The following is a 25,700-nucleotide window of genomic DNA, read 5'->3' as shown; positions in this document are numbered from 1 at the left end:
TTCCGCGATCCCGGCCCGCCGCTGGGCGGGGGCGTAGATGTGCGGGAAGGCAGCGTCGAAGGCAATATGGAGAAGCCCAAGCTCAATTCCGTCGTGGCGCGGCCGCTGGTGCCGCTGTGGACAGGCTGCACCTGTTCGATCCGGGGTCCGGCAGGCGCATCGGGCCGGCCGGATCGGCGGCCCGATGATCCCTGGTGCCGGCCGGCTCAGCCGGCCTGCGCGCCATCCCCTGCCTTCGGCGCGGGAATCCGGAACCAGGCGACATAGAGCGCCGGCAGGAACAGCAGCGTCAGCACCGTTCCCACGATGATCCCGCCCATCATGGCGTAGGCCATCGGCCCCCAGAACACCTCGCGGGCGATGGGGATGAGGCCGAGGCTCGCCGCCGCCGCCGTGAGCATGATGGGCCGCATGCGGTGCTCGGTCGCCTCCCGCACCGCGTCCCAGGGCGGTCGGCCCTCGGCGCGCAGCTGCTCGATCTGCACGATCAGGATCACCGAGTTGCGGATGAGGATGCCGATGAGCGCCAGCACACCCAGGATGGCGACGAAGCCCAGCGGCGCGCCGCTCGGTACCAGCGCGGCGACCACCCCGATCAGCGCCAGCGGTGCGACGGCGAACACCAGCACCAGCCGCTGGAAGCTCTGCAGCTGGATCATCAGGATGGTGGCCATGATGAACAGCATCAGCGGCATCACCGCGAGGATGGGGGCCTGGCTCTTCTGGCTCTCCTCCACCGCGCCGCCGATGACGACGCGATAGCCGGGCGGCAGCTTCGCGTTGAAGGCCGCGACCGCGGGCGTCAGCTGCTCCACCACCGTGTTCGGCTGGGCCGTATCGATGATGCCGGCCTTGGCCGTGATGGTCGGCAGCCGCGAGCGCCGCCAGATGGTGGGCTGCTCGATCTCGTAGCGCAGGGTCGCGACCGCCGCGAGCGGCACGGAGCGTCCGCCCGAGCCGGGCAGCTGCAGGTCGCGCAGGGTTTCGATGGACTGGCGCTCCTGCGCATTGGCGCGGCCGAGCACGGTCACGAGATAGATGTCGTCCCGCACCTGGGTGATGGCGGTGCCGTCCAGCACGCCGTTGAGCGCGCCGGCAATGTCCTCCGAGGTCACGCCCAGCTGACGCGCCTTGTCCTGGAGCACGTCCACCTTGATGACGCGGGCGGGCTCCATCCAGTCGAACACCACGTTGCCGAGGTGCGGGTTGCCGCGCATGACGCTGGCGAAGTCGAGGGCGTAGCTGCGCACCTGCTGGATGTCCGGCCCGCTCACCCTGTACTGCACCGGACGGCCGACGGGCGGGCCGATGTCGAGGAAGTGGACGAAGGCGTCGGTGCCCGGCATGGCCTTGTCGAGATAGGCCTGGAACTGCCCCTTCAGGCGGTTGCGCTCCTCCAGGCCCTTGGTGACGATGATCGTCTGGCCGAACGCCACATCCGCCGGCTGCACGTCCACCGGCAGCACGAAGCGGGGGGCGCCCGTGCCCACATAGGTGGACCAGTGGTCGATGTCGGGATTGCCCTTCAGCACCTCCTGCTCGAAACGCGCCATCTGGGCGTTGGTCTCGGCGATGGAGGCGTTCTGCGGCAGGTTCCAGTCGACGATCAGCTCCCTGCGGTCGGAGGACGGGAAGAACTGCTGCTGCACCAGGCCCATGCCGGCGAGGGAGAGGATGAAGACCAGCACCGTCACGCCGATGGTGGTCCAGCGCCACAGCATGGCGCGCTTCAGGACCCACGCGAACGCGCGGGCGAAGCGGCCGCCGCCTTCCTTGTGATGCGGCAGGCTCTTCGGCAGGATCGCGACGCCGAGGAGCGGGGTGAACAGCACCGCCACCAGCCACGACACCAGCAGCGACACCGCGATGACGACGAACAGGGTGAAGGTGAATTCGCCGGCGTTGGAATTGTTGAGGCCGATGGGAATGAAGCCGGCCACCGTCACCAGCGTGCCCGAGAGCATGGGAAACGCCGTCGAGGTGTAGACGTAGGTGGCGGCCTTTCGCAGCGTGTCGCCGGCCTCCAGCCGCGCCACCATCATCTCCACCGCGATCATGGCGTCGTCCACCAGCAGGCCGAGGGCGATGATGAGCGCGCCCAGCGAGATGCGCTGGAGCGAGATGCCGGTATAGGCCATCACCATGAAGGTGATGGCGAGCACCAGCGGGATCGAGATCGCCACCACCAGGCCCGCCCGCAGCCCGAGGCTGACGAAGCTGATGGCGAGCACGATGATGACCGCCTCCATCAGCGCGCGGGTGAAGCCGCCCACGGCCTCTTCCACGATCTGCGGCTGATCGGAGACGAGATGCACGCCGACCCCCACCGGCAGGTCGGCCTCGATGCGCGTCATCTCCGCCTTCAGCGCCTCGCCGAACTGCAGAAGGTTGGCGCCGGCCTTCATGCCGATGGCGAGGCCGATGGCGGGCTCGCCGTTGAAGCGGAACAGCGACTGCGGCGGGTCCACATAGCCGCGCCGGATGGTGGCGATGTCGGTGAGGGGGAAGAAGCGGCCGTTGATCCGCAGATTGATCGCCTTGAGGCTCTCCTCGGAGGAGAAGCGGCCGTTGACGCGCACGGCGATGCGCTCCGGCCCGGCCTGCAGCACGCCCGAGGGCACCAGCGCGTTCTGCGCCTGGAGCGAGGTGAGGACCGCGCGCTGGTCGATGTCGAGGGCGGCCATCTTGCGGGTGGAGAATTCGAGGAAGATCACCTCGTCTTGCGCGCCGATGATGTCCACGCGGCCGACATTGGGCACGGTGAGCACCTGCGCGCGCACCTCCTCCACCCGGTCGCGCAGCTGGCGCTGGGTGAGCCCGTCGCTGGTGAAGGCGTAGATGTTGCCGTAGACGTCACCGAACCGGTCGTTGAATTGCGGTCCCGTCACCCCCTGCGGGAAGGTGCCGCGGATGTCGTTGACCATGTTGCGCACCTGCAGCCAGGTGGGCACCACATCGCGCGCCTTGGTTGTGTCGCGCAGGTTGACGAAGATCGTCGTCTGGCCCGGCACGGTGAGGCTGCGGGTGTAGTCCAGCGCCTCAAGCTCCTCGAGCTTCTTCTCGATGCGGTCGGTGACCTGCCGCGTCATCTCCTGCGCCGATGCGCCGGGCCATTGCGCCTGGATCACCATGGTCTTGATGGTGAAGGCGGGGTCCTCCTCGCGGCCGAGCTGCAAATAGGACATGAAGCCCGCGAGGACGAAGGCGAGCATGAAGTACCAGACGAGCGAGCGGTGCTCGAGCGCCCAGTCGGACAGGTTGAACGACTTCACGGCTGGGCATCCTGCGCTAGACGGACTTTCTGACCCTCGGACAGGCTGTGCACGCCGGCCGTCACGAGGCGGGTTCCCGCTTCCAGTCCCGCGGTCACCCGCGCCTTGTCGCCGGAAGCGGCGGACGCGGTGATCTCCTGGGCGTGGACCGTCCGGTCCTCCGCCGTGACGCGCCAGACGAAGGACTTGCCGTCGCGGGTGAACACGGCAGATCCGGGAATGAACAGATCCGACGCGAGGCTGCCGGCGGGGCGGGCCGCGACGGTCGCGCCGAGCCGGAACGCCTCGGGCGGGTTGTCGAGGGTGATGCGCACGCGGCGGGTGCGGGTCACGCTGTCGGCCTGGGGCGCGATCTCGCGCACCCGACCGGTGGCGACGGGCGCCCCATCGAGCTGGAGGCTGAGCTGGAACGGCGATCCGATGCTGATATCGCCGATGAAGTCCTCGCCGATATCCACCACCGCCTCGCGCACATCAGGCCGCGCGATGGTGACGACGCTGCGCCCGGGGGAAACCACCTGTCCCAACTCCGCGCCGACCGCCGTAACGACCCCGGCGAATTCGGCCTTGAGCTGCGCGTAGCCCAACTGCTCGCGCGCCTTGACGAGGTTCGCCTGGGCGCGGGCCAGCGATGCCTCGGCGGCGGCGCGGCCCTGCTCGGCGGTCTCGAACGTCGCCCGGCTGGTGGCGGCGGTCTCCAGCAGGGTCCGCTGGCGGTCCTCCGTGCCGGATGCGTTGGTGAGCTGCGCCTGGGCGTTGGCGACCTCCGCGAGGGCGGAGCGCACCGCGAGCTTCAAAGCCGTGTCGTCGATGGCCGCGACGACCTGGTCCTTCGTGACCACGTCGCCCACGTTCACCGACCGCGCGAGCAGCCGGCCGAGCACGCGGAAGCTGAGGTCCGTCTGGACCTGCGGCTCGATGGTGCCGGCCACTTCGAGCACGTCGCGGGACATGGGCTGCACCACCGCCGTGAGCACCGGGCGGGGCGGAACGGCGGGGGCAGCGGCCTGCTCGCTGCAGCCGGCGAGGGCGGCCGCGGAAGCAAGCACCAGCATCAGGCGGGCGTGTCTCACGAGCCGCTCTCCAGTGTGTAGTCGACGGTCTGGCCGGTGCTAAGGCGCTTGGCGCCGTCCACCACCACGAGGTCTCCCGGCGCGAGCCCGGAGGAAATGACGATGGAGCCGGTCTCGAAGGCCTCCACGGCGACCTTGGCGAGGGAGACCGCGCGGGTCTTTGGATCGATCCGCCAGACGGCGGGGGCCCCGCCGTCGGAGGCCAGCGCGCTCCAGGGCAGGACGATCCGGGGCGTCGCCTTCCATGTCACCGTTCCGGTCACCGGGCTGCCGAGGGCCATCACGTCCGCCGGCGCGTCGATGGCCACCTTCACCCGCACGGTGCCGTTGCTGGCATCGATGACCGGCGAGACCTCCCGCACGCGCCCGTCCGCTGCGACCTTGGGATCGGAGACCAGCGAGATCCTGATGCGGTCGGTCTCGCTGTTGCGGAAGAAGGTCTCATAGACGTCGAACACCGCATCGCGCGTGCCGTCCTCGGCCAGCGTGAACACCGACTGGGCGGGCTGCACCACCTGTCCCACCTCAAACGTGCGGGCGGTGATGATGCCGGCCGCGCGGGCGCGCAACTCGGCATAGCCCAGCGCATCCCGCGCCGTTCCGAGCTGGGCGCGCGCGGTCTCCAGCGCGCTTTCCGCCGCGCCCGCCGTCTCCGTCGCCTGATCATAGGCGGCGCGGGTGGTGTAGCCCTTGGCGAGCAGCGTCGACTGCCGATCGAGATTGGACGTGGCGACGCGCAGCCGGGATTCCGCGGCCGAGACGGCGGCCGTCGCAGCGTCGAGGTCGGCCTGCTGCTCGGTGGGATCGACCCGCGCGAGAAGGTCGCCGGCGGCGACGTGGGCGCCCACGTCCACCAGCCGCTCCGAGACCCGCCCGCCGACCCGGAAGGAAAGCTGGGTGAGGACCTTGGCCTCGACGTCCCCCGTCAGCGAGACGGAGGTGGCGCGATCGGCAACCGTGACGGCCATGGCCCGGACGACGAGGGCGGGCCGCGTCGACATGGCTGTCGTGTGGGATGCCTCCTTCGGCGCACCCTTCGCCGTTCCCTGCCCGTCGCAAGCGGCGAGCAGGCCCGCGAGGGCGAGGATGCAGATCAGCGCGGCCGTCGGCCGTCGCACAGGCGAACGGTCGCCCGCTCCGGCGTTCGCTGCCGGCGCGCGATACAGGGATTGCATGGGGGATCAGGCCGTTCTGTTCATGACCCGGCGCGCCGCGCCGCAGCCGCGCCCTGCGGCGCGGTCGGGGGGCACATGTCCAGGAGATGCATCTTCAGGGGGCGCGCGCCGGTGCACAGACATGGAAAACTCCGCTGCGGAACCTCGCGCCCCTCGGTTCTGCTATCCCTGTAGCGCGAGCCGCAGGCCGAAGTCAACAGGTGTTGACCTCTCGCCCGCAGCCTCCTACGCCTTGAGGCCGGACGAGGACGGATGTGATGACCAAGACCCGTGACAGCTCGGCTCCCGCTTCAGGGCGGGAGCGCATTCTGGAGGCGGCCGTCGGGCGGTTCTCGCGGCAGTCCTATGACCAGACCGGGCTGCGCGAGATCGCCGCCGACGCCGGCGTGGACGTTGCCTATGTGCATCGCGCCTTCGGTTCCAAGGAGCAGCTGTTCCATGCGGCGGTGAAGCGGGTAATGCAGACCGAGAAGTTCCTCGATGATCTCGGCACTGATCCGGCCCGGATGCTGGCGGCCCATGTGGTGTCGAAATCCAAGGCGGACGCAGGCTGCGAGGCCGGGCCGATGGGCATCCTGATCCACTCCCTCACCAGCCCGAAGGCGGCGGCGGTGCTGCGCGCGGTGGTGATCGAGGACTTCGTGGCGCCCCTGGGCACGCAGCTTGACGCCAACGCCACGCAGCGCGCGGCGCTGGCGGCGGCGCTGCTGATGGGATTCAGCATCCTGCGCGACGTGCTGGAACTTCCCGTCCTGACGGAGGGACCGGGCGGCTCGCTGGAGCGCGGTCTCGCCGATGCGCTGGCGGTGGTTCTGGGGCAGACCAAACCGGAAATTTAATCCGGATAATATTGACTATGATTTCGTCCGGGTATTAATGGCGGACCCTCTCTTCCGGACGTCGCCATGCCCCGCGTGAAAGCCAACGGTCTCGACATCGCCTTCGACAGCTTCGGCCCGCTGGACGGCGAGGCAATCCTGTTGATCGCCGGCCTCGGCGTTCAGATGATCCGTTGGCCGGATGCGTTCTGCGCGGCCCTCGCGGGGTACGGCTTTCGCGTGATCCGCTTCGACAATCGCGATGCTGGCGGCTCGACCCATCTCGACCAGCACGCGCCGCCGGACCTCGGCGCGCTTGTTGCCGGGCTGATGGCGGGGCGGCGGCCGGAGGTTCCCTACACCCTTCACGACATGGCGGCCGACGCGGTGGGCCTGCTCGATGCCCTCGCCATCCCCCGGGCGCATGTGGTTGGCCTCTCCATGGGCGGCATGATCGCGCAGATCATGTCGAGCGAGCATCCCGGCCGGGTGCTCTCCCTCACCTCGATCATGTCAGGCACTGGCAATCCGGCGCTGCCCCAGGCCGAGCCGGACGTTCTTGCCATGATGATGCGCCCCGCGCCCGATCCGGTGATGGACGAAGCGGGCTTCGTGGCCCACAGCCTCGCCTTCGCCCACCGCATCGCCGGCCCGGCGCATCCGGTGGATGACGGCGCACACCGCTCCCTCGTGCTGGAGGAGGCGCGACGCGCCCATGATCCCCGGGGAGTGGGCCGGCAGCTCGCCGCCATGGTCGTGGCGGGGGACCGCCGCGCCCGGCTCGCGACCATCGCCGTGCCCGCGCTCGTCATCCACGGCGCGTGCGATCCGCTGATCCCGCCGGCCTGCGGCGCGGACACCGCGGCTTCGATCCCCGGCGCCGAATTCCTGCTGATCGAGGGCATGGGCCACCATCTGCCGGCGAGCCTCCACCGGAGGGTGGCGGATGCCATCGTCCGTCTGGCGAGGTCGGCCGGGGGCGATCAGGCCGGAACCGGCCACTGAGCACGGTTCAGACCGCGCACGGGCGCCGCCATGGCTCAGCGCGTCGCGCCGGCGGCGACGTGCTGGTCCACGAAGGCGCGGATCTGCCCGCCGGAGAGGGCGCCGCTCTGGCGGGCAATTTCCCGGCCGCCACGGAACAGGATCAGCGTCGGGATCGAGCGGATCTGGAAGCGGGCGGCGAGCTGCGGTTCGGCTTCCGTATCCACCTTGGCCAGCCGCACGCGCGGCTCCAGCGCGGCAGCGGCGGCCTCGAATGCCGGCGCCATGGCGCGGCAGGGGCCACACCAGCCGGCCCAGAAGTCCACCAGCACGGGCAGGTCTTCCGAGCCGATCTGCCGGTCGAACGCGGCCGTCGTGAGCGCCACGGGATGCCCCGTGAACAGGGCCTGCCCGCAGGAACCGCAACGCCCGCCGCCGCGCCGTTCGGCGGGCAGGCGGTTGAGCTGCCCGCAATGGGGGCAGGGGATGATGATCTTGTCGGACATGATGTCGATGACGACCGCCGGGCGCCGAAACCGGTTCGCACGCGGCCGTTCCTTTCTCCTGTCCAGATAGGTCGTCGGGCCTGCGCTGCAAGGCGCGCGGGAAATTTCACAGTTGCGGTGCGTCAATGCCCTGCTGCGGTGCGGGCGTAGTGTCGCCGCGCGGGACTTGGACGGCGGCGCGACAGCAGCCGCGAATCGCCGGAGGGACGGGAAGCCGTTTCTCCGGGAGGGTTCGTGCGTGCTTTCGAGGCGCCGGCCATGACAGGAGGTCGTTCCATGAACGACGAAGGTACAATCCGGCGCAGGCCGCGATTGAAGACGCTCGCGGCGGCCGCAGCCGGCGTCGCGGTGGTTGGCGCGGCGGTTTTCGGGTGGATCGTCACCCCGCCGCGCATCGATGATGGCGGTCGCACGCTGCCGCAGGCGGCAGCCCCGGAGCTGGTGGCCCGCGGCAAGTACATCGCGGAGCTGGGTGACTGCGTCGCCTGCCACACCACGGCGGACGGGAAGCCCATGGCCGGCGGGCGTGGGCTGGAGACGCCGTTCGGCATGCTCTACTCCACCAACATCACCCCCGATCCGAAGACCGGCATCGGCCGCTACAGCTTCGGCGCCTTCGACCGCGCCATGCGCAAGGGCGTGACCGCCGACGGCACCCACATGTACCCGGCCATGCCGTACCCGTCCTACGCGAAGATGTCGCCGGACGACATGTACGCGCTCTACGTCTACCTCATGAAGGGCGTGGCGCCGGTGGACAGCCCCAACCGGCCGTCCGGCATCGGCTTCCCCTTCAACCAACGCTGGACGCTCGCCTTCTGGAACGAGATGTTCCTCGACAGCCATCCCTTCGTCGCCGATGCCGGCAAAAGCGAGGTGTGGAATCGCGGCGCCTATCTGGTGCAGGGGCTCGGCCATTGCGGCGCCTGCCACACGCCGCGGGGCATCGGCTTCCAGGAACGCGCTATGTCCGACACGGACGGCAGCGGCGAAACGTTCCTCGCGGGCTCAAAGGTCGAGGAATGGAACGCGGTCAACCTGCGCGGCCTCGGCGACGTGGATGACACGGTGGAGCTGCTGAAGACCGGCCAGAACCGCTTCGGCACCGTCTCCGGCTCCATGACCGAGGTGATCCACAACTCCACCCAGAACTTCACCGACGCCGATCTCGTGGCCATCGCCACCTATCTCGGCGGCCTGCCCACCGACCAGCCGCGCGCGCAGCGCCCGGCGACGCCGGACACCGGCATTCCCGCGGCCATGTTCACCACCCGGGGCGGGCTCGCTTACGCCCAGTTCTGCGCCGACTGCCATCGTCTGAACGGGGCCGGCGTCGCCAAGGTGTTCCCGCCGCTCGGCGGCAATCCGACGGTCGCGGCCAAGGACCCCTCGACGCTCGTCCACATCACCCTGACCGGCTGGGCGACGGCGCAGACGCAGGCGCATGCCCGCGTCTTCACCATGCCCGGCTTCGCCCGGCTGGGGGACGACGAGATCGCTGACATCCTCTCCTTTGTCCGCGCCAGCTGGGGCGGCGGTGCGGCGCCGGTCACGACCGCGCATGTGAAGGTCGCGCGCGCGACGCTCGACCCGAAGGTGGATACCCGGCCCTTCGACACGCCGCGCATCGCGGATGTGCTGAAGGAGCCCAATGCGGCCCAATTGGTGCGCGGCATGCGCCTCAACACCGAGACGCACACTCTGCTGCCGAAGAATGTCGGCAACGTGCTGAACTGCTCCAGCTGCCACCTCAATGCCGGCACGGTGGCCGATGGCTCGCCCTATGTGGGCGTCTCCGCCTTCTTCCCGAGCTACGCGCCGCGGGCCGGGCGGGAGATCACGCTGGAAGACCGCATCAACGGCTGCTTCCTGCGCTCCATGAACGGCAAGCCGCTGGCGAAGGACGGCGACGACATGAAGGCCATGGTGGCCTATTTCGACTGGATGAAGCGGGAGACGAAGCCCGAGGACAAGGTGGAGGGCCGCGGCGTCGGCAAGATCAGCCAGGCGATCAAGCCGGACACGGAGAACGGCGGCAGGGTCTACGCCGCCCAGTGCGCCGTCTGCCACGGCTCGAACGGAGAGGGCATAAAGGACGCCGCCGGCGCCTTCGTCTATCCCCCGCTCTGGGGCGACCAGTCCTTCAACATCGGCGCGGGCATGGCGCGCACCTACACGGCCGCGGCCTTCGTGAAGCGCAACATGCCCATCGGCTTCCACGGCGGCTTCCCGCTGGGCCAGGGCGGCCTCACCGACCAGGAGGCGGTGGATGTGGCCGAATATTTCAGCCACATGCCGCGGCCGGACTTCGCCCCCAAGGTGAACGACTGGCCGAAGGACAAGAAGCCGGCGGACGCCCGCTACTGATTGAACAGGCAACGAGCGCCCGGGCCGTGCAGGGTCCGGGCGCTCGCGCATCCCCCCGTCGCGGGACAATGGACGGGTGGAAAGGGTGAAAGTGTTGCGTTGCCTCGCTCAGGCGCCGCGCAGGCTTGGAGAACTCAGACGGGAAGCACCACCACCTTGGTGCCGTTCGGCACGCGGCGGTACAGGTCGATCACGTCCTGGTTCATCATGCGGATGCAGCCGGAGGAGACCGCCTCGCCGATGGTCCACGGCTCGTTGGTGCCGTGGATGCGGTAGAGCGTGTCCTTGCCGTCCTTGAACAGATAGAGCGCGCGGGCACCCAGGGGATTGGTCTCGCCCCCCGCCATGCCACCGGCCCAGGGGCGATACTTGGCGGGCTCGCGCGCGATCATGGCGTCGGTGGGCCGCCAGCTCGGCCATTCGCGCTTGTTGCCCACATTCGCGGTGCCGGAGAATTCGAGCCCTTCGCGGCCGACACCCACGCCATAGCGCAGCGCCTTGCCGTTCTCCTGCACGAGATAGAGGAAGCGGTTCCGGGGATCGACCACCAGCGTGCCCGGCTCCTGTCCGGTGGGGTTGCTCACCAGCTGGCGGACGTTGCGCGGCTTGATGTCGTCGGGATCAGCGGCGGGAATGCGGAAGCCATTGTCCTCCAGCGCGCCATAGCGCGCGGCATCGGTCGGCGCGATGCGCGGCGCCTTTACTGGCATCTCCTCCTGCGTGGTCACGCAGGCCCCGAGGGCCAGCGGCAGCAGGAGGGTGGTGAACAGGCTGCGACGAGAGAGCATGTTGGCGGCGGAGAGAGGATCCACGTGCGGCATCATTCCCCCGCGGTCTGGCGGCGGCGGGCTTCGGCCACGGCGCGCTTGAAGTTGGAATAGTCGAGGGTGGAGGCGAGCAGCGGGCCGACCAGATAGGTGGGCGTGCCGCTGAGGCCGAGGGACTCCGCCTGCGCGGCGTTGCGCTTCAGGAGCGCGCCGATGTCCGCGATATGGGCTTTGAGATCCGCCATCAGCCGGTCGAGGTCGACGCCCGAGCCGGCCACGGCCTTCAGCATGGTCGGCTCGTCGATGCGGCGGCCGGGGATGGCCATCAGCGCGTCGTGCACCGTCTCGTAGCGCCCCTGATAGGTCGCCGCGAGCGCCAGCTGCGCGCCGTAGACCGAAGCCTCGGTCAGCACCGGCCAGTCCTTGTAGACGAGCCGGATGTGCCCGTCCTCCTTCACCACGCGGGCGAGGTCCGGCGCCGATTTCTTGCAGAAGGGGCAGTTGTAATCGAGGAAGGCGACGATGGTGACGTCGCCGTCCGCATTGCCGAAGGTCGGCGCGGCCGGGTCGCGGAGGATGGCGTTGACGTCGACGCCTTCCGCCCGTGCCCCGCGCGTGCCCGCCAGCGCGGCTGGCACGAGCGCTGTGAGCGCGGCGATGCGGATGAATTCCCTGCGGCGCATGGGTCGTCCTTCGGTCATGGGGTCAGAGGCCCGCTTGAATGGCGAGGTGGTCGATGTCGGCGAGGGTCAGCGCGCCCACGCGGCGCGATCCCGGCACCTCGCGCCCGGTGGGATCGAGGAGGAACAAGGTCGGCGGGCCGATGACCGCGTAGCGGCCCATGAGGGCCTGCGCGCCATCGCCATACCGGGTCACGTCCACGGCGATCCGATCCAGCCCGGACAGGCGCGCGGCTGCGGCCGGCGCAGCCATCGTCGTTTCGTTGGACTTGCAGACCGTGCACCAGTCGGCGGTGAAGGAGACGAGGGTGGGGCGGCCGTCCTGACGGGCGGCGAGTGCCTGCGTCAGCGCGGCGGGGGACGACACCCGCACCTCCCGCGCTTCCGCGATGACCGGGCGGGCCGGCGCGGCGAGGAAGCCAAGGGGGCGCAGTGGATCGCTCGCGCCGCCGGCCGCGCCCACCAGCAGCAGGAGCCCGCACGCCACGGCGGCGATGCCTGCCGTCTTGCCCAAGGTTTTGCCTATCGGGCGGCCGGCATCGGCGTCGGAGGTCAGCGCATCGAAGCCGCCTGCGAACACGCCGAGGCCGATGGCGAGAAGGCCGTAGAGGGCAAGGCCGGCGGCGTCGGGCAGCACGCGCGCCGCGAGCCATGCGGCGATGGCGAGGAAGAGCACGCCGCAGCCCTGCTTGATGGCGAGAAGCCAGCGCCCCGAGCGGGGCAGGATCTGCGCGCCGAACGCCCCCACCGCCACCAGCGGTGCCGCCATGCCGAGGCCCAGCATGAACAGGGCGGAGGCGCCGCGCGCGGCATCGCCCGTCTGCGCCGCATAGAGCATGGCGGCGGCGAGCGGCGGCGTCACGCACGGCCCCACCACCAGCGCCGAGGCGAAGCCGAGCCCCGCCGCCCCCGCGATGGAACCGCGCACGCCCGACGGCAGCCGCGCCGCGAGTGCGGACGGGACGGCGAGATCGATGAGACCGAACATGGCGCCAGCCAGCACGACGAACACGGCGGCCATCAAGCCGATGGCCCATGGCGTCTGCAGAGCCGCCTGAAGATTCGCGCCGGTCCAGGCGACGGTCATGCCGAGCACGCCATAGGCCGCAGCCATGGCAAGGCCATAGGCGCCGGACAAGGCGAGGCCGCGGGCCGGTGTCGGCTTCGCTCCGCCGCCGGCGAGGATGCCCGAGAGGATCGGCAGCATGGGGAAGACGCAGGGCGTGAAGGCGAGCAGCAGGCCGAGGCCGAAGAAGGCCCCCAGCAGGGGCAGCAGGCCAGTTTGGAACAGCCCATCCATGGCGGCCGGTTGCGCTGCGGGCGCGGGCGCTGCGGCAGGTTCGCGGGGCGACGCGCTGCTCCCTTGGTCCTGCGTGGGCGAGGCTTCGGCGGGCGGACGGGCGGGGGTGATGGCGAGCGTCGCGAGATCCACCTGCCGCGTCACGACTGGGTAGCAGACCCCCTGCTCGGCGCAGCCCTGGAAGGAGATGTCCATTGTCCCCGTCGCCGGGAGGCCGGTGGTCTGCGCCGCGACGGACCGGTGATAGATGTCCACCGGCCCGAAATTCGGATCGTCCTTCTGCTCGCCCGGCGGCAAGGCGAGGGGGACGGAGGCGCCCTCCATCCCGGCCTTCAGGCTCTCGCGATAGAGATAGGTGCCCGGCGCGATGCGCCAGCTCAGGGCGAGGCCGCCGTCCGTCGCCCGTGTCGCCGAGACGGTGAAGGCCTCGTCCGCCTTCAGGATGCGGCTCTGGGCCAGCGCGGAGCCGGCGCCGATGGCCGACAGCACGGCCAGCGCCAGGACGGCGCACGTGCGGCGGAGGTACGACAGGGGAGAGCGGGGCGTGTTCGCGACCATGAACGCTCCCTCGGACGCCCACCTTAAGCGGGCCTTAAGGTCGGGGTAGAAGGGAAGGGGCAAGGGGAGTGGTGTGATGCGCATATTGGTCGTCGAGGACGATCCGGTCCTGATGGACGGCCTCAAGGTGGGGCTCGGCCTCGCCGGGGCGACGGTGGACGATGCGACGACCTGCGCCGATGCGCGGGCGGCGCTCGCGGCCGCGCGCTTCGATGCGGTGGTGCTCGACGTGATGCTCCCGGACGGCTCCGGCCTGGACGTGCTCGCCGGCCTGCGCGCACGAGGGGACACGACGCCCGTCCTCCTGCTCACCGCCCTCGACGAGGCGCCGGACCGGGTGCGCGGCCTCGACGGCGGCGCCGACGATTATCTCGGCAAGCCCTTCGACCTCGACGAACTGAACGCCCGCGTGCGCGCCATCGCCCGCCGTGGCCACGGCCGGGCCGGCCCGCTGCTCAAGGTGGGCGCGCTGGTGCTCGACCCCGCCACCCTCGCGGCGACGCTGGACGGGCAGTCCATCGCCCTGTCGCGGCGCGAGTTCGCGGTGCTCTCCACGCTCATGGAGCGGCCCGGCGTGATCCGCTCCCGCATGGAGATCGAGGAGCGGCTCTATGGCTGGCAGGGGGAGGTGGAGAGCAACGCCGTGGAGGTGCACATCCACAACCTTCGGGCCAAGGTCGGCCGCGAGACCATCGAGACCGTGCGCGGCCTCGGCTATCGCGTCAGGGGGGCGGCATGACCTCGCTCAAGCGCAGGCTGGTGCTGATCCTGCTGGCGGCGACGGGCGTCATCTGGCTGTGCGCGACCGGCTGGATCTACGCCTCCAGCCGCAGTGAGCTGGAGCATGTGCTGGATACCCGCCTGCAGGAGGCGGCGCGCATGGTCCATTCGCTGGTGGCCGGCGGCAACATCGCGGCCGCCGAGGCCGTGGCGCAGGCGACGGCCCCGCCGGAGGCCGGCTACGAGCGCCAGCTCTCGTGCCAGATCTGGTCGCTGGACGGGCGCCTCGTCGCGAAATCCGGCGGCGCGCCGGAGGAGGCGCTGGCGGGGCCCGCGGAAGGCTTCTCCGAGCGCACGGTGAACGGCGAGCCGTGGCGGGTCTATACCATCCTCGATCCGGACAAGGGCGTGCGGGTGATGGTGGGCGACCGCATCGGCCTGCGCGACCGGCTGGTGCGCGATCTGGTGGCGGGGCTGCTGGCGCCGGTGATCCTCGTCGTACCCCTGCTGGGCCTGCTCATCTGGATCAGCGTCGGCCGCGGGCTGGCGCCGCTCCATGCGGTGGCCGGCGACATCGCCGCCCGTGACGGCGAGGACATGCGGCCCGTGGCGCCCGCCGCGGCTCCGGCCGAGATCCGCCCGCTGCTGGAGGCCATCAACGGCCTGTTCGCCAAGGTGGAGGCCGCGCGGCGGCAGGAGCGCGACGTGACCGCCTTCGCCGCGCACGAATTGCGCACGCCCCTCGCCGGCCTGAAGACGCAGGCCCAGATCGCGCTGGCGGCGCATGATGCGCCGACGCGCGAGGGCGCGCTGCGGCAGATCCTCGTCTCCGTGGACCGCACCACCCGTCTCGTGCGGCAGCTGCTGGCGCTCGCCAAGCTCGAAGGCACGCCGTCCCCGCCGCTCGAAGCCTTCGGCGAGACGGAGGCCGGGGCGCTGCTGCGCGACATCGTGCGCCAGACGTCGAAGCCCGCGACGGCCCATGTGGTGGTGGACGACGCCCTCGACGCGGTGAAGCTGAAGGGCGACCACGAGGCGCTGCACCTGATGCTGCGGAACCTGCACGAGAACGCCGTCGAGCATACCGTCGAGCACATGGTCGGCGGCGGCACCATCGCCTGGCGTCCCTGCGCCGGCGGGCTGTGCGTGGAGGACGAGGGGCCGGGCATTCCCGAGGATGAGCTGCCGCTGGTGACGCGCCGCTTCTACCGGGGGCGCAGCCGGAGCGGGGCGGGAAGCGGCCTCGGGCTCACCATCGCCACCATGGCTGCCGCCCGCGCCGGTGCCCGGCTCACGCTGGAGAACCGCCGCGATGGCGCGGGCCTGAGGGCGACCATCGTGTGGCCGCGCGGCGCCGCCTGAGGCTCCCCGTCAGGGCTTGTTGTGGAAGCCGAAGCGGCCGGCCACGCTCTGGCGCACGAAGCCGGTCAGCGAACCTTCCATCAGCAGCGCGATGCCCAGCCGCGCGCCGACCGCCATCCCCGCCACCGCGAGCGGCCAGGACAAGGCGAAGAGGGAACCGGCCGTCAGGCCCTGCCCGATGGTGCAGCCGCCGCAGAGGATGCCGCCCGCGCCCATGAGCACCGCGCCGAGCAGATGGCGCTTCATCTCGCGCGGGTCGTCGAACGCCTCCCAGCGGAATTCGTCCGCGAGGCGGGCGGCGGCGAAGGCGCCGAGGGCGACACCGAAGACGCTGCCGGCGCCGAACTCGGCGAGGCTCGTGGGCTCGAACAGCACGCCGAACAGAGCGCGCGCCACCGGCGAGACGAAGGTGAGGCTCTGCGGGGGTGTGGGGTGGGCGAACTCGTCCACCAGCCAGGTGGTGGCGAGCCAGCCGGCGACCACGCCAAGCCCCAGCATCACCCCGGCCGTCATCAGCCGTCCGGCGCGGCGCAGCCTGCGGTCGGCGAAGGCCGGCGCCACCAGCGCGACGCCGGCGACGGCGGTGAGGATGCCCCTGAAATCGTGCCCGGTGAGGCGCCCCATGATGGAGGGCAGGTCGCTCGCGGTGCCGGTCGGCAGCAGCAGGGCGATGCGCTCCAGCCCGTCCACCCGGATGCCGGCGAAGATGCCGCGCAAGGTGGCGTAGGCGACCGCCCCGAACACCAGCAGCACGACGAGGCTGCGCAGGTCGCCCGATCCCAGGCGCACCAGCGAGCCGAAGGCGCACGTGCCCACCAGCGCCATGCCGAGGCCGAACAGCACACCCCCGGTGAGGATGCCGAGCCACGGCAGCGCGGTGGTGACGTAATTGGTGCGGTCCGGGGCAAGGATGCCGGCCATGGCGAGGGCCTGCGTGCCGAGCACGGCGAGGCCTAGGGCGAGGGCGAACACCTTCATGCGGCGCCAGTCGTGGCCCACCATGGCGTCTTCCAGCGCACCGAAGGTGCACAGGCGGGCGCGGAACACGGCGAAGCCGACCACCCCGCCCACGGCGAGACCGGCGAGCGCGGTCCACCAGGGGCTTGAAACATCCATTGCGCGCCCTCCTCCCTGAGACGGCCGGAGCGGGACTTGTGAAGCGTCCCGTCGCCGGCCCGGCGCATTTTTTCTAAAGCTTACTTTGCGTCCGATGCTGAGGTGCCGCAATACATGTCGTAGATCACCGAGATCACCCGGCGCACATCATCGTTGGCGAGGCTGTAATAGATGGTCTTGCCGTCGCGCCGCGTGGTGACGAGATCGTCGAGGCGCAGGCGCGCCAGCTGCTGCGAGACGGTGGGCTGGCGCAGGGAGAGGATGTTTTCCAGCTCCGTCACCGAGCGCTCGCCCTCAGCCAGCAGGCACAGAAGCAGCAGGCGGTTCTCGTGGGAGAGGGCTTTCAGGAAGTCGCTCGCCTTGCGGGCGTTGCGCATGAGGCGGTCAAGCTCGGGCGAGATCTCCGGGCCTTCCCGCAGTTCGTCCTCAAGTCGCCTGGAAACGATCGACATGTGCCTGCCTTCTCAATCCCGGCGGGGCGACCTCACGGCCGCGCGCCTGCCATCCTGTCCGTCATGGTGTCCTGCATCGAGCCGAGCAGGCCCCAGAACGCTTCATCCGAAGCATAGCCAATAATGCGCCCGACTTCGCGCCCCTCGTCCACCAGCACGAAGGTGGGCGTGAAGCGGACCGGCGCCGCCAGCACCACGTCGCCGGGCGTGCCGTCGGACAGGTCCACACGCCGGAGCGGCGCGCGCTGCCCCTCGTCGGTCTTTTCGTAGATGGGTGCCACGTCGTGGTCGAACTTCAGGCAATAGGCGCAGCCCTTGCGCTCGAACATCAGCAGCTCGCGCGCCGAGGCGGCCGGCGCGAGGGCCACCGAAAGACCCCCGGCGAGGAGGCCGGCCGCGAGCATCAGGCACGCTGAAGGGCGCATGAATTCACAATCCCGACGTGGATTTCACGAGACATATTATCGCATTCGCATATATCTTGAGCAAGGACCAATCCGCGCACCCTGGAAGACGCGGTTTCCAACGATCGGGGAGGAGCATGTCTCTCGATGTCAGCCTCGCAGGAGCTTTCCTTGCCGGCCTGCTCTCGTTCGCCTCGCCCTGCGTGCTGCCGCTGGTGCCGGCCTATCTCGGCTTCCTCGCGGGTGCCGCGACGGAGGGCGCGGAGTCTGGGCCCGCGCGCCGCGGCGTGCTCGGGGCAGCGCTTTTGTTCGTGCTCGGCTTCGCCTCCGTCTTCGTGCTGCTGGGGGCCACGGCCTCCTCCCTCGGGCGGGTGCTGATGGAGCACATCGAGACCCTCACGCTGTTCTCCGGCGCGCTGCTGGTGCTGTTCGGGCTGCACATGACGGGGCTGGTGCGCATCCCGCTGCTCTACCGGCAGGCGCGGCTGGAGCCCATGGCGCGGCCGGCGGGGCTCATCGGGCCCTATGTGGTGGGCCTCGCCTTCGGCTTCGGCTGGTCGCCCTGCGTGGGGCCGGTGCTGGCGGCGATCCTGCTCGTCGCCGGGGCCGAGGCGTCGGTGGGGCGGGGGATGCTGCTGCTCGCCATCTATGCTGCCGGAATCGGCATTCCCTTCCTCATCGCCGCCGCTTTCACCGAGCGGTTCCTCGCCTGGTCACGGGCGGCGCGCAGCCGGCTCGGGCTGGTCGAGAAGATCGCCGGCGGGCTGCTCATCCTCACCGGCATCGCCTTCATGACCGGCTTCATGCCCCAGATCGCCCAATGGCTGCTCGACGCCGCGCCTGGCCTCGGCCGCATCGGATAGGGAGGACCACCCATGGCAGACCCCACGCTCAGCCGCCGGCACCTCTTTCAGGCCTCCGCCGGGCTCGCGGCGGCGCTCCTTCCCGCCGGTGCGCAGGCCAAGGCGCGGCTCGGCGATGACGGGCTCTATACTGAAGATTGGTATGTGGACAGCTTCCTCGACCTGTCCGAGGATTTCGCCGCCGCGCGCGGGAAGGGGCGGGGATTCGCGCTCCAGTGGAGCCAGCGCGGCTGCATCTATTGCAAGGAGCTGCACACCGCCTATTTCGCCGATCCGGCCATCGAGACGCCCATCCGGGAGGCGTTCGATATCGTGCATCTGGACCTGTTCGGCGCGCGGGAGGTGACCTTCCTCGACGGCGCGCGGCTCACCGAGAAGGCGCTGGGCCAGCGCGAGCGCATCCGCGCCACGCCCACCTTCCAGTTCTTCGCCGAGGTGGATGGAAAGCCCAAGGAGGTGGCGCGCATGCCGGGACTGCTGCCCCGGCCGGAATTCTCCGCTTTGTTCCGCTATGTGGCCGAAGGCGCCTATGCCCGCGAGCCTTTCGATGCGTGGCTCGGCAAGCAGGGCAAGGGCTGAATGCAAAAGGGCGGGGACGCCGGAGCGCCCCCGCCGATCGTCTCATTTCGCCGGCTTGTTCACCGGAGAGTTGGGATCGAACAGATAGGCCACCACGTCCTTCATCTGCTCTTCGCTGAGCACACCGTTGTGCCCGAAGCGCGGCATGGGCGAGCAGGCGAACACTGCCTGCGCGTTGTAGACCTTGGCGTAGGCGGCTTTCGCATCCTCGGCGGAGAATTTGCGGTCCGCGCCGTAGTTGACGAGGCTGGGGCCGAGGGTGCCGTAGCTGACTTCCTTCGGGTCCATCTGGTGGCAGGCATAGCAATTGCCGCCGCTCACCGTGCCGGGCGGATCGGAGAACTGGCCGCCCCGCCCGTTCTGCGCCACCTCGGCGCCCTTCTTCCAGTCGCCGAGCAGGCTGCCCTGCGGATATTTCACCGTCTTGGCCTCGCGGGCCATGATGGCTTCCGCCTGCTTGGCGGAGGGCTGGTTGCGCGTGACCGAGCAGATTTCCATGGTCTCGTCTGGCACGAGCCGCGCGGCCCAGCCGTCCGGGAGCTTGGTGAAGCTCTCCTTCACCACCCTGTCCACCACGGCGGGCGGGGCAGGGGGGATCTGCTGCGCGAAGGCCACGCCAGAGGCGATCTGCGGAAGAAGAAGCGCCGCGGCGATGATGATTGTCTTCATGGCTCTTCCTCCCCTCAGCGCTTGATGGACGGCACGTTCAGCTCGCCCCCGGCCGCCTGCGCCTGCAGGAAGACGGTGAGCGCCGTGACGGCTTCGGAGGCGTAATCGGGCGGGGGCATCCGCATCTGGCGATAGCAGTCCCACAGCCGGTGCTGCATGGTTCGCAGCGAACTCTGGGAGACGCGGTAGGTGGGCCAGGAGCCCATGGTGAGCTGGGCGTCCTTGCCCGGCTTGTCGAGCTGCGGCAGGCCCTGGAGCCGGATGCGCTTGCCGGGATCGCCGTGGCAGGTGGAGCAGGAAAAGTCGTTGATGGACGAGCGCCGATAGAACAGCGCCTCGCCGATGGCATAGGCCTCCTTCTCCTTGGCATGGGCAAGCGGGATGTCGATCTTCATGCCGTTGGACTTGTTGGCGATGAAGGCGACGAGATCCTCCATGTCCGAGCCCCGGCCGGGGCCGGAGAAGGGCTTGGCCATGATGGGCTTGATGTCCACGCCCTGGATCTTGTCCATGCACCACAGCAGGCGCTGCTCCAGATCCATGACCTTGCCGGCATCCGCGAAATAGCGCGGCAAAGCGGCATAGGCGCCTTCCAGCTTGCCCGGCCCCTGGCCGAGGTCGCAGGCCTCCAGCGAGACGTTCTTGGTGCCGCGCGGATCGGCCCAGATGGCCTCGCCCCGGTCCACGGCGAGATAGCCGGGATTGGCCATGGGGTCGTTGATCATGGCGCGGTAGCGCTCGATCTCCTTCTCGCTCGCATCGTCCTGCGCGCGGGCCGTGACAAGGGGTGAGAGCGCCAAGGCGAGGGCGCACAGGCATGTGAGAAACGTGGCTTTGGGTCGCATGTATCCTCCCCAGCGAGACGTCCGGGGCCTGGGGCCTTCTGCGTGAAGCCCTTGAGCCGCGGCGATCCACCTGCGACGCTCCATCCCTCATAGATGGATGCGATCAGCGGATAGGAGCTACTTTACATTCAAAAAATTCGATATCACAATATGTGAAATTGATCCGCCGCGACCACCGCCGTCACGGGGACGAGATTCAACAAGAACAACGCCAAAAGCCGGCCCTCAAGTGCCGGTCGTGCCAGGAGGAAAACGCATGCCGCCCCGTCTCGACGCCACCCTTGTCCCTACGCGCGGCCTCCCTACGCGCGGCTTGTCTGCGCACGGCCTCCCGACACGCCGTGGCGCGCTGAAGCTCGCGGGCCTTGCCGCCTTCGCCGCCGTGCTGGCGCCGCGCATGGCGCTCGCCACCGAGGCGCAGGTGGCGGACGAAATGAAGAAGCTGTTCGCCGGCAAGACCATGGGCGCGGGCAAGATCAAGCTCGACATGCCCGAGATCGCCGAGAACGGCCTCGTCGTGCCCATCAACATCGATGTGGACAGCCCGATGACCGAGGCGGACTTCGTGAAGTCCGTCCACGTCTTCGCCGACGGCAATCCGCTGCCGCAGGTGGTGACCTATCACTTCACGCCCGAGAGCGGGAAAGCCTCCGCCTCCACCCGCATGCGCCTCGCGCAGACGCAGAACGTCATCGCCGTGGCGGAGATGTCCAGCGGACAGCTTTATTCGGCCAAGGTGCAGGTGAAGGTCACCATCGGCGGCTGCGGCGGCTGATTCGACAGACGAATCGCTGCCCCAAGACACAAAAGAACAGAACAGGCGCGCGCCAGAGCGCCGCCGAACAGAAACCGGAGGAAACCCATGGCCCTCAAGTCCCAGCCGCGCGTGCGCGTGCCTGCCCAGGCCAAGGCGGGCGAGATCATCGAGATCAAGACCCTGATTTCGCACGAGATGGAAAGCGGCCAGCGCAAGGACGCCGCCGGCAAGACCGTGCCGCGCGACATCATCAACAACTTCCAGGCCGCCTTCAACGGCAAGCCCTTCTTCACCGCGGAGTGGTTCACCTCCATTTCGGCGAACCCCTACCAGTCCTTCTTCTTCAAGGCGAAGGAGAGCGGCGAGTTCACCTTCACCTGGAAGGATGACGGCGGCGCCGAGCAGAAGGCCACCGCGAAGCTCACCGTCGCCTGAGGCGGCGCCCCTCGCATTGTTCCGTTGTCGGTGGAGGTGCCATCGGATCGGCTGATCCGGTGGGCGCTCCCGCCATGACCTGAGAAAGCGTGGTCCTTATGATCTCAAGGCGCGATTTTCTGTCCGCCGGAACGGCCCTCGCCGGCCTGCTCGCCGCCTCCGGCACGGGGCTGGCGCAGGCGGTCGGCGCGCAGGCGCTGAGCCAGGCGGACCTCCTGAAGTTCGGCAATGCCGGCACCTTCACCATCCTGCACATCACCGACATCCACGCCCAGCTCGTGCCGCTCTATTTCCGCGAGCCCTCCACCAATCTCGGCGTGGGCGATGCGCGGGGTGTGCCCCCGCACCTCACCGATGCAGCTTTCCTCAAGTATTTCGGCCTCAAGGCCGGCACGCGCGACGCCTATTCCCTCACCTCGGAAGACTTTACCCAGCTCGCCCGCACCTATGGGCGCATGGGCGGGGTGGACCGCATCGCCACTCTGGTGAAGGCCATCCGGGCCGAGCGCGGCGCGGACAAGGTGCTGCTGCTTGACGGCGGCGACGGTCTCCAGGGCTCCTGGTCCTCGCTGAAGACGCAGGGCGAGGACATGGTGAAGGTGTTCTCCGCCCTCGGCACGGACGCCATGGTCGGCCACTGGGAATTCACCTACGGCGCCGACCGCGTCACCGAGATCAAGGAGAAGGCGCCCTTCGCCTTCCTCGCCCAGAACGTGCGCTCCGCCGAATGGCAGGAGCCGGTGTTCGAGGCCGCGAAGACCTTCGAGAAGGGCGGCGCCAAGGTGGCGGTGATCGGTCAGGCCTTCCCTCGCACGCCCATCTCCAACCCGCGCTGGATGATCCCGGACTGGGAGTTCGGCATCCGCGAGGAGGACATGCAGAAGCAGGTGGACGCCGCCCGCGCGGGCGGCGCCGATGCGGTGGTGGTGCTCTCCCACAACGGCTTCGACGTGGACCGCAAGATGGCGTCCCGCGTCAACGGCATCGACGTGATCCTCACCGCCCATACCCACGATGCCATGCCGCGCGTGGTGGAGGTGGGCAAGACGCTGCTGGTGGCCACCGGCTCCCACGGCAAGTTCGTGTCCCGCCTCGATCTCGACGTGAAGGACAGGAAGGTCACCGGCTATCGCTTCCAGCTCATCCCGGTGTTCTCGGACGTCATCGCGCCGGACCCGGAGATGACGAAGCTCGTGACGGACATCCGCGCGCCCTACGCCAAGGATCTCTCCCGCGAACTCGGCCGCGCCGACAGCCTTCTCTACCGCCGCGGCAATTTCAACGGCACGTTCGACGACATGATCTGCGACGCGATCATGAAGGAGCGCGACGCGGAGATCGCCCTCTCCCCCGGCTTCCGCTGGGGCGGCACGCTCTTGCCGGGTGATCCCATCACCTTCGATGCCGTCGCCAATGCCACCGCCATCACCTATCCGGCCTGCTACCGCAACACCATGACCGGCCGGCAGCTGAAGGAGGTGCTGGAGGACGTGGCCGACAACATCTTCAATCCCGATCCTTACTTTCAGGGCGGCGGCGACATGGTGCGCGTCGGCGGGGTGGGCTACGCCATTGACGTGTCGAAGGGCCCCGGCCAGCGCATCTCCGATCTCACCTTCCTCAAGACGGGCAAGCCGCTGGAGGCCGACAAGGCCTATACGGTCGCCGGCTGGGCCTCCGTTGCCCAGAATGTGGAAGGCCCGCCGGTGTGGGAACTGGTGGAGCGCTACGTGACCGACACCAAGTCCGTGAAGATCGCCCCCAATGCCTCCGTGAAGGTGACCGGCGCATGAGGCGCGCGGCCATCCCGGCACCGCATTCCGATCAAAATATTCAAAACTACGAATAAGAGAATATCAGGGAGGACGCCATGTCCGACACCAGTCTGCCCCCGACGGAGCGCGCGAGCGGCGCGAAGCCGTCGCTGTCGAAGTCGTCGCTTTCCCGGAGGCGCTTCCTCAACCTTGCGGGCATCGGGGCGGGCGCCGCCGTCGCCGGAGGCGGGGCGGCCCTTGCCGCTCCGGCCGCCGGCACGCCCGATCCCAACATCGTGCCGGTGCCCGACTGGACCAAGACCCTCGGCGCGCCGGTCAACGAGAACCCCTATGGCAAGCCCTCCGTTTTCGAGAAGGACGTGGTGCGCCGGGAGGTGACGTGGCTCACCGCCAGCTCGCAAAGCTCGGTCAGCTTCACCCCGCTCTATGCTCTCGACAGCGTCATCACGCCCAATGGCCTGTGCTTCGTGCGGCACCATGGCGGACAGGCGGAGATCGAGCCGGACAAGTACCGGCTGATGATCCACGGCCTGGTGGACAAGCCCCTCGTCTTCACGCTGGAAGACCTCAAGCGCATGCCCGGCCGGGTGAACCGCGCTTACTTCCTCGAATGCGCGGCCAATTCCGGCATGGAGTGGCGCGGCGCGCAGCTCAACGGCTGCCAGTTCACCCACGGCATGATCCACAATCTCTTCTACACCGGCGTGCCGCTGAAGACGCTGCTGGACATGGCCGGCGTCAATCCCAAGGGCAAATGGGTGCTCGCCGAGGGCGCCGACGCGGCGGTGATGACCCGCTCCATCCCGCTCGAAAAGGCCATGAACGACTGCCTCGTCGCGTTCGGGATGAATGGCGAGGCGCTGCGGCCCGAGCAGGGCTATCCGGTGCGGCTCGTGGTGCCGGGCTGGGAAGGCAATATGTGGGTCAAGTGGCTGCGCCGCCTCAAGGTGGGCGACCAGCCGTGGCAGCAGCGCGAGGAGACGTCGAAATACACCGACCTCCTCGCCGACGGCCGCTCGCGCCGCTTCACCTTCGTGATGGATGCGAAATCCGTGGTGACGAGCCCGAGCCCGCAGGCGCCCTTGAAGCATAAGGGCCCGAACGTGCTCTCCGGCATCGCCTGGTCGGGGCGCGGCACCATCTCGCGGGTGGACGTGTCGCTGGACGGTGGCCGCAACTGGACAACCGCGCGCATCGACGGGCCGGCGCTGCCCATGTCCATGACGCGCTTCTATCTCGATTTCGACTGGGCCGGGCAGGAGCTGATGGTGCAGTCCCGCGCCATGGACGACACGGGCTATGTGCAGCCCACCAAGCAGGAGCTGCGGGCCATCCGTGGCACCAATTCCATCTACCACAACAACGGCATCCAGACGTGGCTGGTGCGCTCCAACGGGGAGACGGAAAATGTGGAAGTCGGCTGAGACGCTTCTCGCTTCCGCCTTGCTCGCCGGCGCCCTGGCCGTCTCCGGCATGGCCGTGGCCGATCCCCAGCCCGGAAAACCCGCGGCGAAGGCGGAGAAGGACAAGACCGACAAGGCCCGGCAGGCGGTGAACGTGGCGGCGCCCGCCGCGACGGCGCCGGCCGCGGCCAAGGCCATCGCTCTCGGCCGCCCTGCGCTGCAGGAGGAGATCGCCGCCTGGAACATCGACGTGCGCGCCGATGGCGAGGGCCTGCCGCCGGGCAAGGGCTCGGTGAAGGAGGGCGAGGAGCTGTTCCTGCAGAACTGCGCCCAGTGCCATGGTGAGTTCGGCGAGGGCGCGGGCCGCTGGCCGGTGCTGGCCGGCGGACGCGGCACCCTGAAATCCGAGCGGCCGGAAAAGACCATCGGCTCCTTCTGGCCCTATGCCTCCACGGTCTATGACTACGTGCACCGGGCCATGCCCTTCGGCAGCAACCTGTCGCTCACGCCGGACCAGACCTACGCCATCGTCGCGTATCTGTTGAACCTCAACGATCTCGTTGCCGAGGACTTCGTGCTCTCGAAGGACAACTTCCCCAAGGTGGACCTGCCCAACGAGGCCAATTTCTACGACGACGACCGGGAGACCTCGGAAAAGGCCTTCTGGAAGAAGAACCCCTGCATGAAGGACTGCAGCGGCGAGGTCCATGTCACCGCCCGCGCCCAGATCCTCAACGTGACGCCGGACGGCGATCCGCCGAAGGGCAATCTGGAGTGAGCCGTCCGTCGTAACGCCAAGGACGGGTCCCGGCCGCCTCGT

24 protein-coding genes are annotated in these 25,700 nt (G+C 69.3%); 12 read left to right on the top strand and 12 right to left on the bottom strand.

The genetic code is table 11. The annotated features are described in order from the left end of the window. Positions 1-206: 206 nt before the first annotated feature. Genes D7006_RS20035 through D7006_RS20025 form a run of 3 tightly spaced genes read right to left on the bottom strand, consistent with a single transcriptional unit; the run spans position 207 to position 5,520 of the window. The gene (locus tag D7006_RS20035; RefSeq protein ID WP_305852683.1) at positions 207-3,272 is read right to left on the bottom strand and encodes an efflux RND transporter permease subunit; all 3,066 of its coding nucleotides are present in this window, start codon (positions 3,270-3,272) and stop codon (positions 207-209) included. Next, entirely contained in the window at positions 3,269-4,327 is a 1,059-nt protein-coding gene (locus D7006_RS20030) for an efflux RND transporter periplasmic adaptor subunit (RefSeq protein WP_237356961.1), read from the bottom strand. Before D7006_RS20030 ends, D7006_RS20035 begins: the two co-directional genes overlap by 4 nt. A 14-nt stretch (positions 4,328-4,341) precedes the next feature. Next, positions 4,342-5,520, bottom strand: a complete 1,179-nt coding sequence (locus D7006_RS20025) for an efflux RND transporter periplasmic adaptor subunit (RefSeq protein WP_237354309.1) — start codon at positions 5,518-5,520, stop codon at positions 4,342-4,344. Positions 5,521-5,777: 257 nt separating this feature from the next. Here D7006_RS20025 and D7006_RS20020 point away from each other — a divergent pair, with 257 nt between their 5' ends. Further along, on the top strand, positions 5,778-6,359 hold the full coding sequence (locus D7006_RS20020; protein WP_237354308.1) for a TetR/AcrR family transcriptional regulator: 582 nt from the start codon (positions 5,778-5,780) through the stop codon (positions 6,357-6,359). Between the two features lie 66 nt (positions 6,360-6,425). Further along, positions 6,426-7,343 (top strand): alpha/beta fold hydrolase, encoded by a 918-nt coding sequence (locus D7006_RS20015; protein WP_237354307.1) that lies wholly within the window; start codon positions 6,426-6,428, stop codon positions 7,341-7,343. 35 nt (positions 7,344-7,378) lie between these two features. Here the strand turns inward: D7006_RS20015 and trxC are convergent, their stop codons facing one another. Then, the gene (trxC, locus tag D7006_RS20010; protein ID WP_237354306.1) at positions 7,379-7,828 is read right to left on the bottom strand and encodes a thioredoxin TrxC; all 450 of its coding nucleotides are present in this window, start codon (positions 7,826-7,828) and stop codon (positions 7,379-7,381) included. A 276-nt stretch (positions 7,829-8,104) separates the two neighbouring features. Between trxC and D7006_RS20005 the strand changes: the two genes are divergently transcribed. Beyond that, positions 8,105-10,195, top strand: coding sequence for a c-type cytochrome (locus D7006_RS20005; protein ID WP_237354305.1), 2,091 nt, complete (start codon positions 8,105-8,107; stop codon positions 10,193-10,195). A gap of 134 nt (positions 10,196-10,329) precedes the next feature. On the opposite strand, the gene D7006_RS20000 is transcribed toward D7006_RS20005, so the two are convergent. Genes D7006_RS20000 through dsbD form a run of 3 tightly spaced genes read right to left on the bottom strand, consistent with a single transcriptional unit; the run spans position 10,330 to position 13,500 of the window. Beyond that, positions 10,330-11,007: a L,D-transpeptidase gene (locus D7006_RS20000; protein ID WP_371744968.1), complete on the bottom strand. Its 678-nt coding sequence runs from the start codon at positions 11,005-11,007 to the stop codon at positions 10,330-10,332. Positions 11,008-11,015: 8 nt separating this feature from the next. Further along, positions 11,016-11,645 (bottom strand): DsbA family protein, encoded by a 630-nt coding sequence (locus tag D7006_RS19995; RefSeq protein ID WP_237354304.1) that lies wholly within the window; start codon positions 11,643-11,645, stop codon positions 11,016-11,018. Positions 11,646-11,667: 22 nt separating this feature from the next. Beyond that, the gene (gene dsbD, locus D7006_RS19990; RefSeq protein ID WP_237354303.1) at positions 11,668-13,500 is read right to left on the bottom strand and encodes a protein-disulfide reductase DsbD; all 1,833 of its coding nucleotides are present in this window, start codon (positions 13,498-13,500) and stop codon (positions 11,668-11,670) included. A gap of 76 nt (positions 13,501-13,576) precedes the next feature. On the opposite strand from dsbD, the gene D7006_RS19985 reads away from it, so the two are divergent. Beyond that, positions 13,577-14,239, top strand: a complete 663-nt coding sequence (locus tag D7006_RS19985) for a response regulator (RefSeq protein ID WP_237354302.1) — start codon at positions 13,577-13,579, stop codon at positions 14,237-14,239. Further along, positions 14,236-15,582 carry an ATP-binding protein gene (locus D7006_RS19980; RefSeq protein WP_237354301.1) on the top strand — a complete coding sequence of 449 codons (1,347 nt, stop codon included), beginning with the start codon at positions 14,236-14,238 and terminating at the stop codon, positions 15,580-15,582. Before D7006_RS19985 ends, D7006_RS19980 begins: the two co-directional genes overlap by 4 nt. 9 nt (positions 15,583-15,591) lie before the next feature. Here the strand turns inward: D7006_RS19980 and D7006_RS19975 are convergent, their stop codons facing one another. The 3 genes from D7006_RS19975 to D7006_RS19965 all read right to left on the bottom strand — a co-directional run bounded on the left by D7006_RS19975 (position 15,592) and on the right by D7006_RS19965 (position 17,575). Continuing rightward, the gene (locus D7006_RS19975; RefSeq protein WP_237354300.1) at positions 15,592-16,698 is read right to left on the bottom strand and encodes a YeeE/YedE family protein; all 1,107 of its coding nucleotides are present in this window, start codon (positions 16,696-16,698) and stop codon (positions 15,592-15,594) included. 80 nt (positions 16,699-16,778) lie between these two features. Next, positions 16,779-17,150 (bottom strand): metalloregulator ArsR/SmtB family transcription factor, encoded by a 372-nt coding sequence (locus D7006_RS19970; protein WP_169123761.1) that lies wholly within the window; start codon positions 17,148-17,150, stop codon positions 16,779-16,781. Between the two features lie 32 nt (positions 17,151-17,182). Beyond that, on the bottom strand, positions 17,183-17,575 hold the full coding sequence (locus D7006_RS19965; RefSeq protein WP_237354299.1) for a thioredoxin fold domain-containing protein: 393 nt from the start codon (positions 17,573-17,575) through the stop codon (positions 17,183-17,185). A gap of 116 nt (positions 17,576-17,691) precedes the next feature. Here D7006_RS19965 and D7006_RS19960 point away from each other — a divergent pair, with 116 nt between their 5' ends. Together D7006_RS19960 and D7006_RS19955 are read left to right on the top strand one after the other, a co-directional pair. Beyond that, positions 17,692-18,417, top strand: a complete 726-nt coding sequence (locus D7006_RS19960) for a cytochrome c biogenesis CcdA family protein (RefSeq protein WP_237354298.1) — start codon at positions 17,692-17,694, stop codon at positions 18,415-18,417. A 12-nt stretch (positions 18,418-18,429) separates the two neighbouring features. Then, entirely contained in the window at positions 18,430-18,996 is a 567-nt protein-coding gene (locus tag D7006_RS19955) for a thioredoxin family protein (RefSeq protein WP_237354297.1), read from the top strand. Between the two features lie 42 nt (positions 18,997-19,038). Here the strand turns inward: D7006_RS19955 and soxX are convergent, their stop codons facing one another. Beyond that, positions 19,039-19,665: a sulfur oxidation c-type cytochrome SoxX gene (gene soxX, locus D7006_RS19950; RefSeq protein WP_237354296.1), complete on the bottom strand. Its 627-nt coding sequence runs from the start codon at positions 19,663-19,665 to the stop codon at positions 19,039-19,041. A 14-nt stretch (positions 19,666-19,679) separates the two neighbouring features. Continuing rightward, a complete protein-coding gene (soxA, locus tag D7006_RS19945; RefSeq protein WP_237354295.1) occupies positions 19,680-20,510 on the bottom strand; it encodes a sulfur oxidation c-type cytochrome SoxA in 831 nt (276 codons plus the stop codon). Between the two features lie 256 nt (positions 20,511-20,766). Between soxA and soxY the strand changes: the two genes are divergently transcribed. From soxY to D7006_RS19920, 5 genes are all read left to right on the top strand, one after another. Beyond that, positions 20,767-21,285 (top strand): thiosulfate oxidation carrier protein SoxY, encoded by a 519-nt coding sequence (gene soxY, locus D7006_RS19940; RefSeq protein ID WP_237354294.1) that lies wholly within the window; start codon positions 20,767-20,769, stop codon positions 21,283-21,285. A gap of 87 nt (positions 21,286-21,372) precedes the next feature. Further along, the gene (gene soxZ / locus D7006_RS19935; RefSeq protein WP_024280673.1) at positions 21,373-21,702 is read left to right on the top strand and encodes a thiosulfate oxidation carrier complex protein SoxZ; all 330 of its coding nucleotides are present in this window, start codon (positions 21,373-21,375) and stop codon (positions 21,700-21,702) included. A 98-nt stretch (positions 21,703-21,800) separates the two neighbouring features. Beyond that, a complete protein-coding gene (gene soxB, locus D7006_RS19930) occupies positions 21,801-23,495 on the top strand; it encodes a thiosulfohydrolase SoxB (RefSeq protein WP_237354293.1) in 1,695 nt (564 codons plus the stop codon). Positions 23,496-23,572: 77 nt separating this feature from the next. Further along, positions 23,573-24,901 (top strand): sulfite dehydrogenase, encoded by a 1,329-nt coding sequence (soxC, locus tag D7006_RS19925; protein WP_237354292.1) that lies wholly within the window; start codon positions 23,573-23,575, stop codon positions 24,899-24,901. Next, positions 24,885-25,658: a c-type cytochrome gene (locus tag D7006_RS19920; protein WP_237354291.1), complete on the top strand. Its 774-nt coding sequence runs from the start codon at positions 24,885-24,887 to the stop codon at positions 25,656-25,658. Before soxC ends, D7006_RS19920 begins: the two co-directional genes overlap by 17 nt. Positions 25,659-25,700: the final 42 nt, after the last annotated feature.

The organism is Xanthobacter sp. YC-JY1, assembly GCF_021730305.1.
GTDB lineage: Bacteria > Pseudomonadota > Alphaproteobacteria > Rhizobiales > Xanthobacteraceae > Xanthobacter > Xanthobacter flavus.
Note: the sequence above shows the minus strand (reverse complement) of the source record. Positions and strands in the feature narration are given on the sequence as shown.

Bases quoted from the DNA above. Each gene is read 5' to 3' on its own strand.
- D7006_RS20030 (WP_237356961.1), bottom strand. From the start codon at position 4,327: ATGCTGGTGCTTGCTTCCGCGGCCGCCCTCGCCGGCTGCAGCGAGCAG.
- soxB (WP_237354293.1), top strand. From the start codon at position 21,801: ATGATCTCAAGGCGCGATTTTCTGTCCGCCGGAACGGCCCTCGCCGGC.
- D7006_RS20005 (WP_237354305.1), top strand. From the start codon at position 8,105: ATGAACGACGAAGGTACAATCCGGCGCAGGCCGCGATTGAAGACGCTC.
- dsbD (WP_237354303.1), bottom strand. From the start codon at position 13,500: ATGGTCGCGAACACGCCCCGCTCTCCCCTGTCGTACCTCCGCCGCACG.
- soxZ (WP_024280673.1), top strand. From the start codon at position 21,373: ATGGCCCTCAAGTCCCAGCCGCGCGTGCGCGTGCCTGCCCAGGCCAAG.
- D7006_RS19965 (WP_237354299.1), bottom strand. From the start codon at position 17,575: ATGCGCCCTTCAGCGTGCCTGATGCTCGCGGCCGGCCTCCTCGCCGGG.
- D7006_RS19960 (WP_237354298.1), top strand. From the start codon at position 17,692: ATGTCTCTCGATGTCAGCCTCGCAGGAGCTTTCCTTGCCGGCCTGCTC.
- D7006_RS19985 (WP_237354302.1), top strand. From the start codon at position 13,577: ATGCGCATATTGGTCGTCGAGGACGATCCGGTCCTGATGGACGGCCTC.
- D7006_RS20020 (WP_237354308.1), top strand. From the start codon at position 5,778: ATGACCAAGACCCGTGACAGCTCGGCTCCCGCTTCAGGGCGGGAGCGC.
- D7006_RS20015 (WP_237354307.1), top strand. From the start codon at position 6,426: ATGCCCCGCGTGAAAGCCAACGGTCTCGACATCGCCTTCGACAGCTTC.
- soxA (WP_237354295.1), bottom strand. From the start codon at position 20,510: ATGCGACCCAAAGCCACGTTTCTCACATGCCTGTGCGCCCTCGCCTTG.
- D7006_RS19995 (WP_237354304.1), bottom strand. From the start codon at position 11,645: ATGCGCCGCAGGGAATTCATCCGCATCGCCGCGCTCACAGCGCTCGTG.
- D7006_RS19920 (WP_237354291.1), top strand. From the start codon at position 24,885: ATGTGGAAGTCGGCTGAGACGCTTCTCGCTTCCGCCTTGCTCGCCGGC.
- D7006_RS19975 (WP_237354300.1), bottom strand. From the start codon at position 16,698: ATGGATGTTTCAAGCCCCTGGTGGACCGCGCTCGCCGGTCTCGCCGTG.
- soxX (WP_237354296.1), bottom strand. From the start codon at position 19,665: ATGAAGACAATCATCATCGCCGCGGCGCTTCTTCTTCCGCAGATCGCC.
- D7006_RS19955 (WP_237354297.1), top strand. From the start codon at position 18,430: ATGGCAGACCCCACGCTCAGCCGCCGGCACCTCTTTCAGGCCTCCGCC.
- D7006_RS19970 (WP_169123761.1), bottom strand. From the start codon at position 17,150: ATGTCGATCGTTTCCAGGCGACTTGAGGACGAACTGCGGGAAGGCCCG.
- soxY (WP_237354294.1), top strand. From the start codon at position 20,767: ATGCCGCCCCGTCTCGACGCCACCCTTGTCCCTACGCGCGGCCTCCCT.
- soxC (WP_237354292.1), top strand. From the start codon at position 23,573: ATGTCCGACACCAGTCTGCCCCCGACGGAGCGCGCGAGCGGCGCGAAG.
- trxC (WP_237354306.1), bottom strand. From the start codon at position 7,828: ATGTCCGACAAGATCATCATCCCCTGCCCCCATTGCGGGCAGCTCAAC.
- D7006_RS20025 (WP_237354309.1), bottom strand. From the start codon at position 5,520: ATGCAATCCCTGTATCGCGCGCCGGCAGCGAACGCCGGAGCGGGCGAC.
- D7006_RS19980 (WP_237354301.1), top strand. From the start codon at position 14,236: ATGACCTCGCTCAAGCGCAGGCTGGTGCTGATCCTGCTGGCGGCGACG.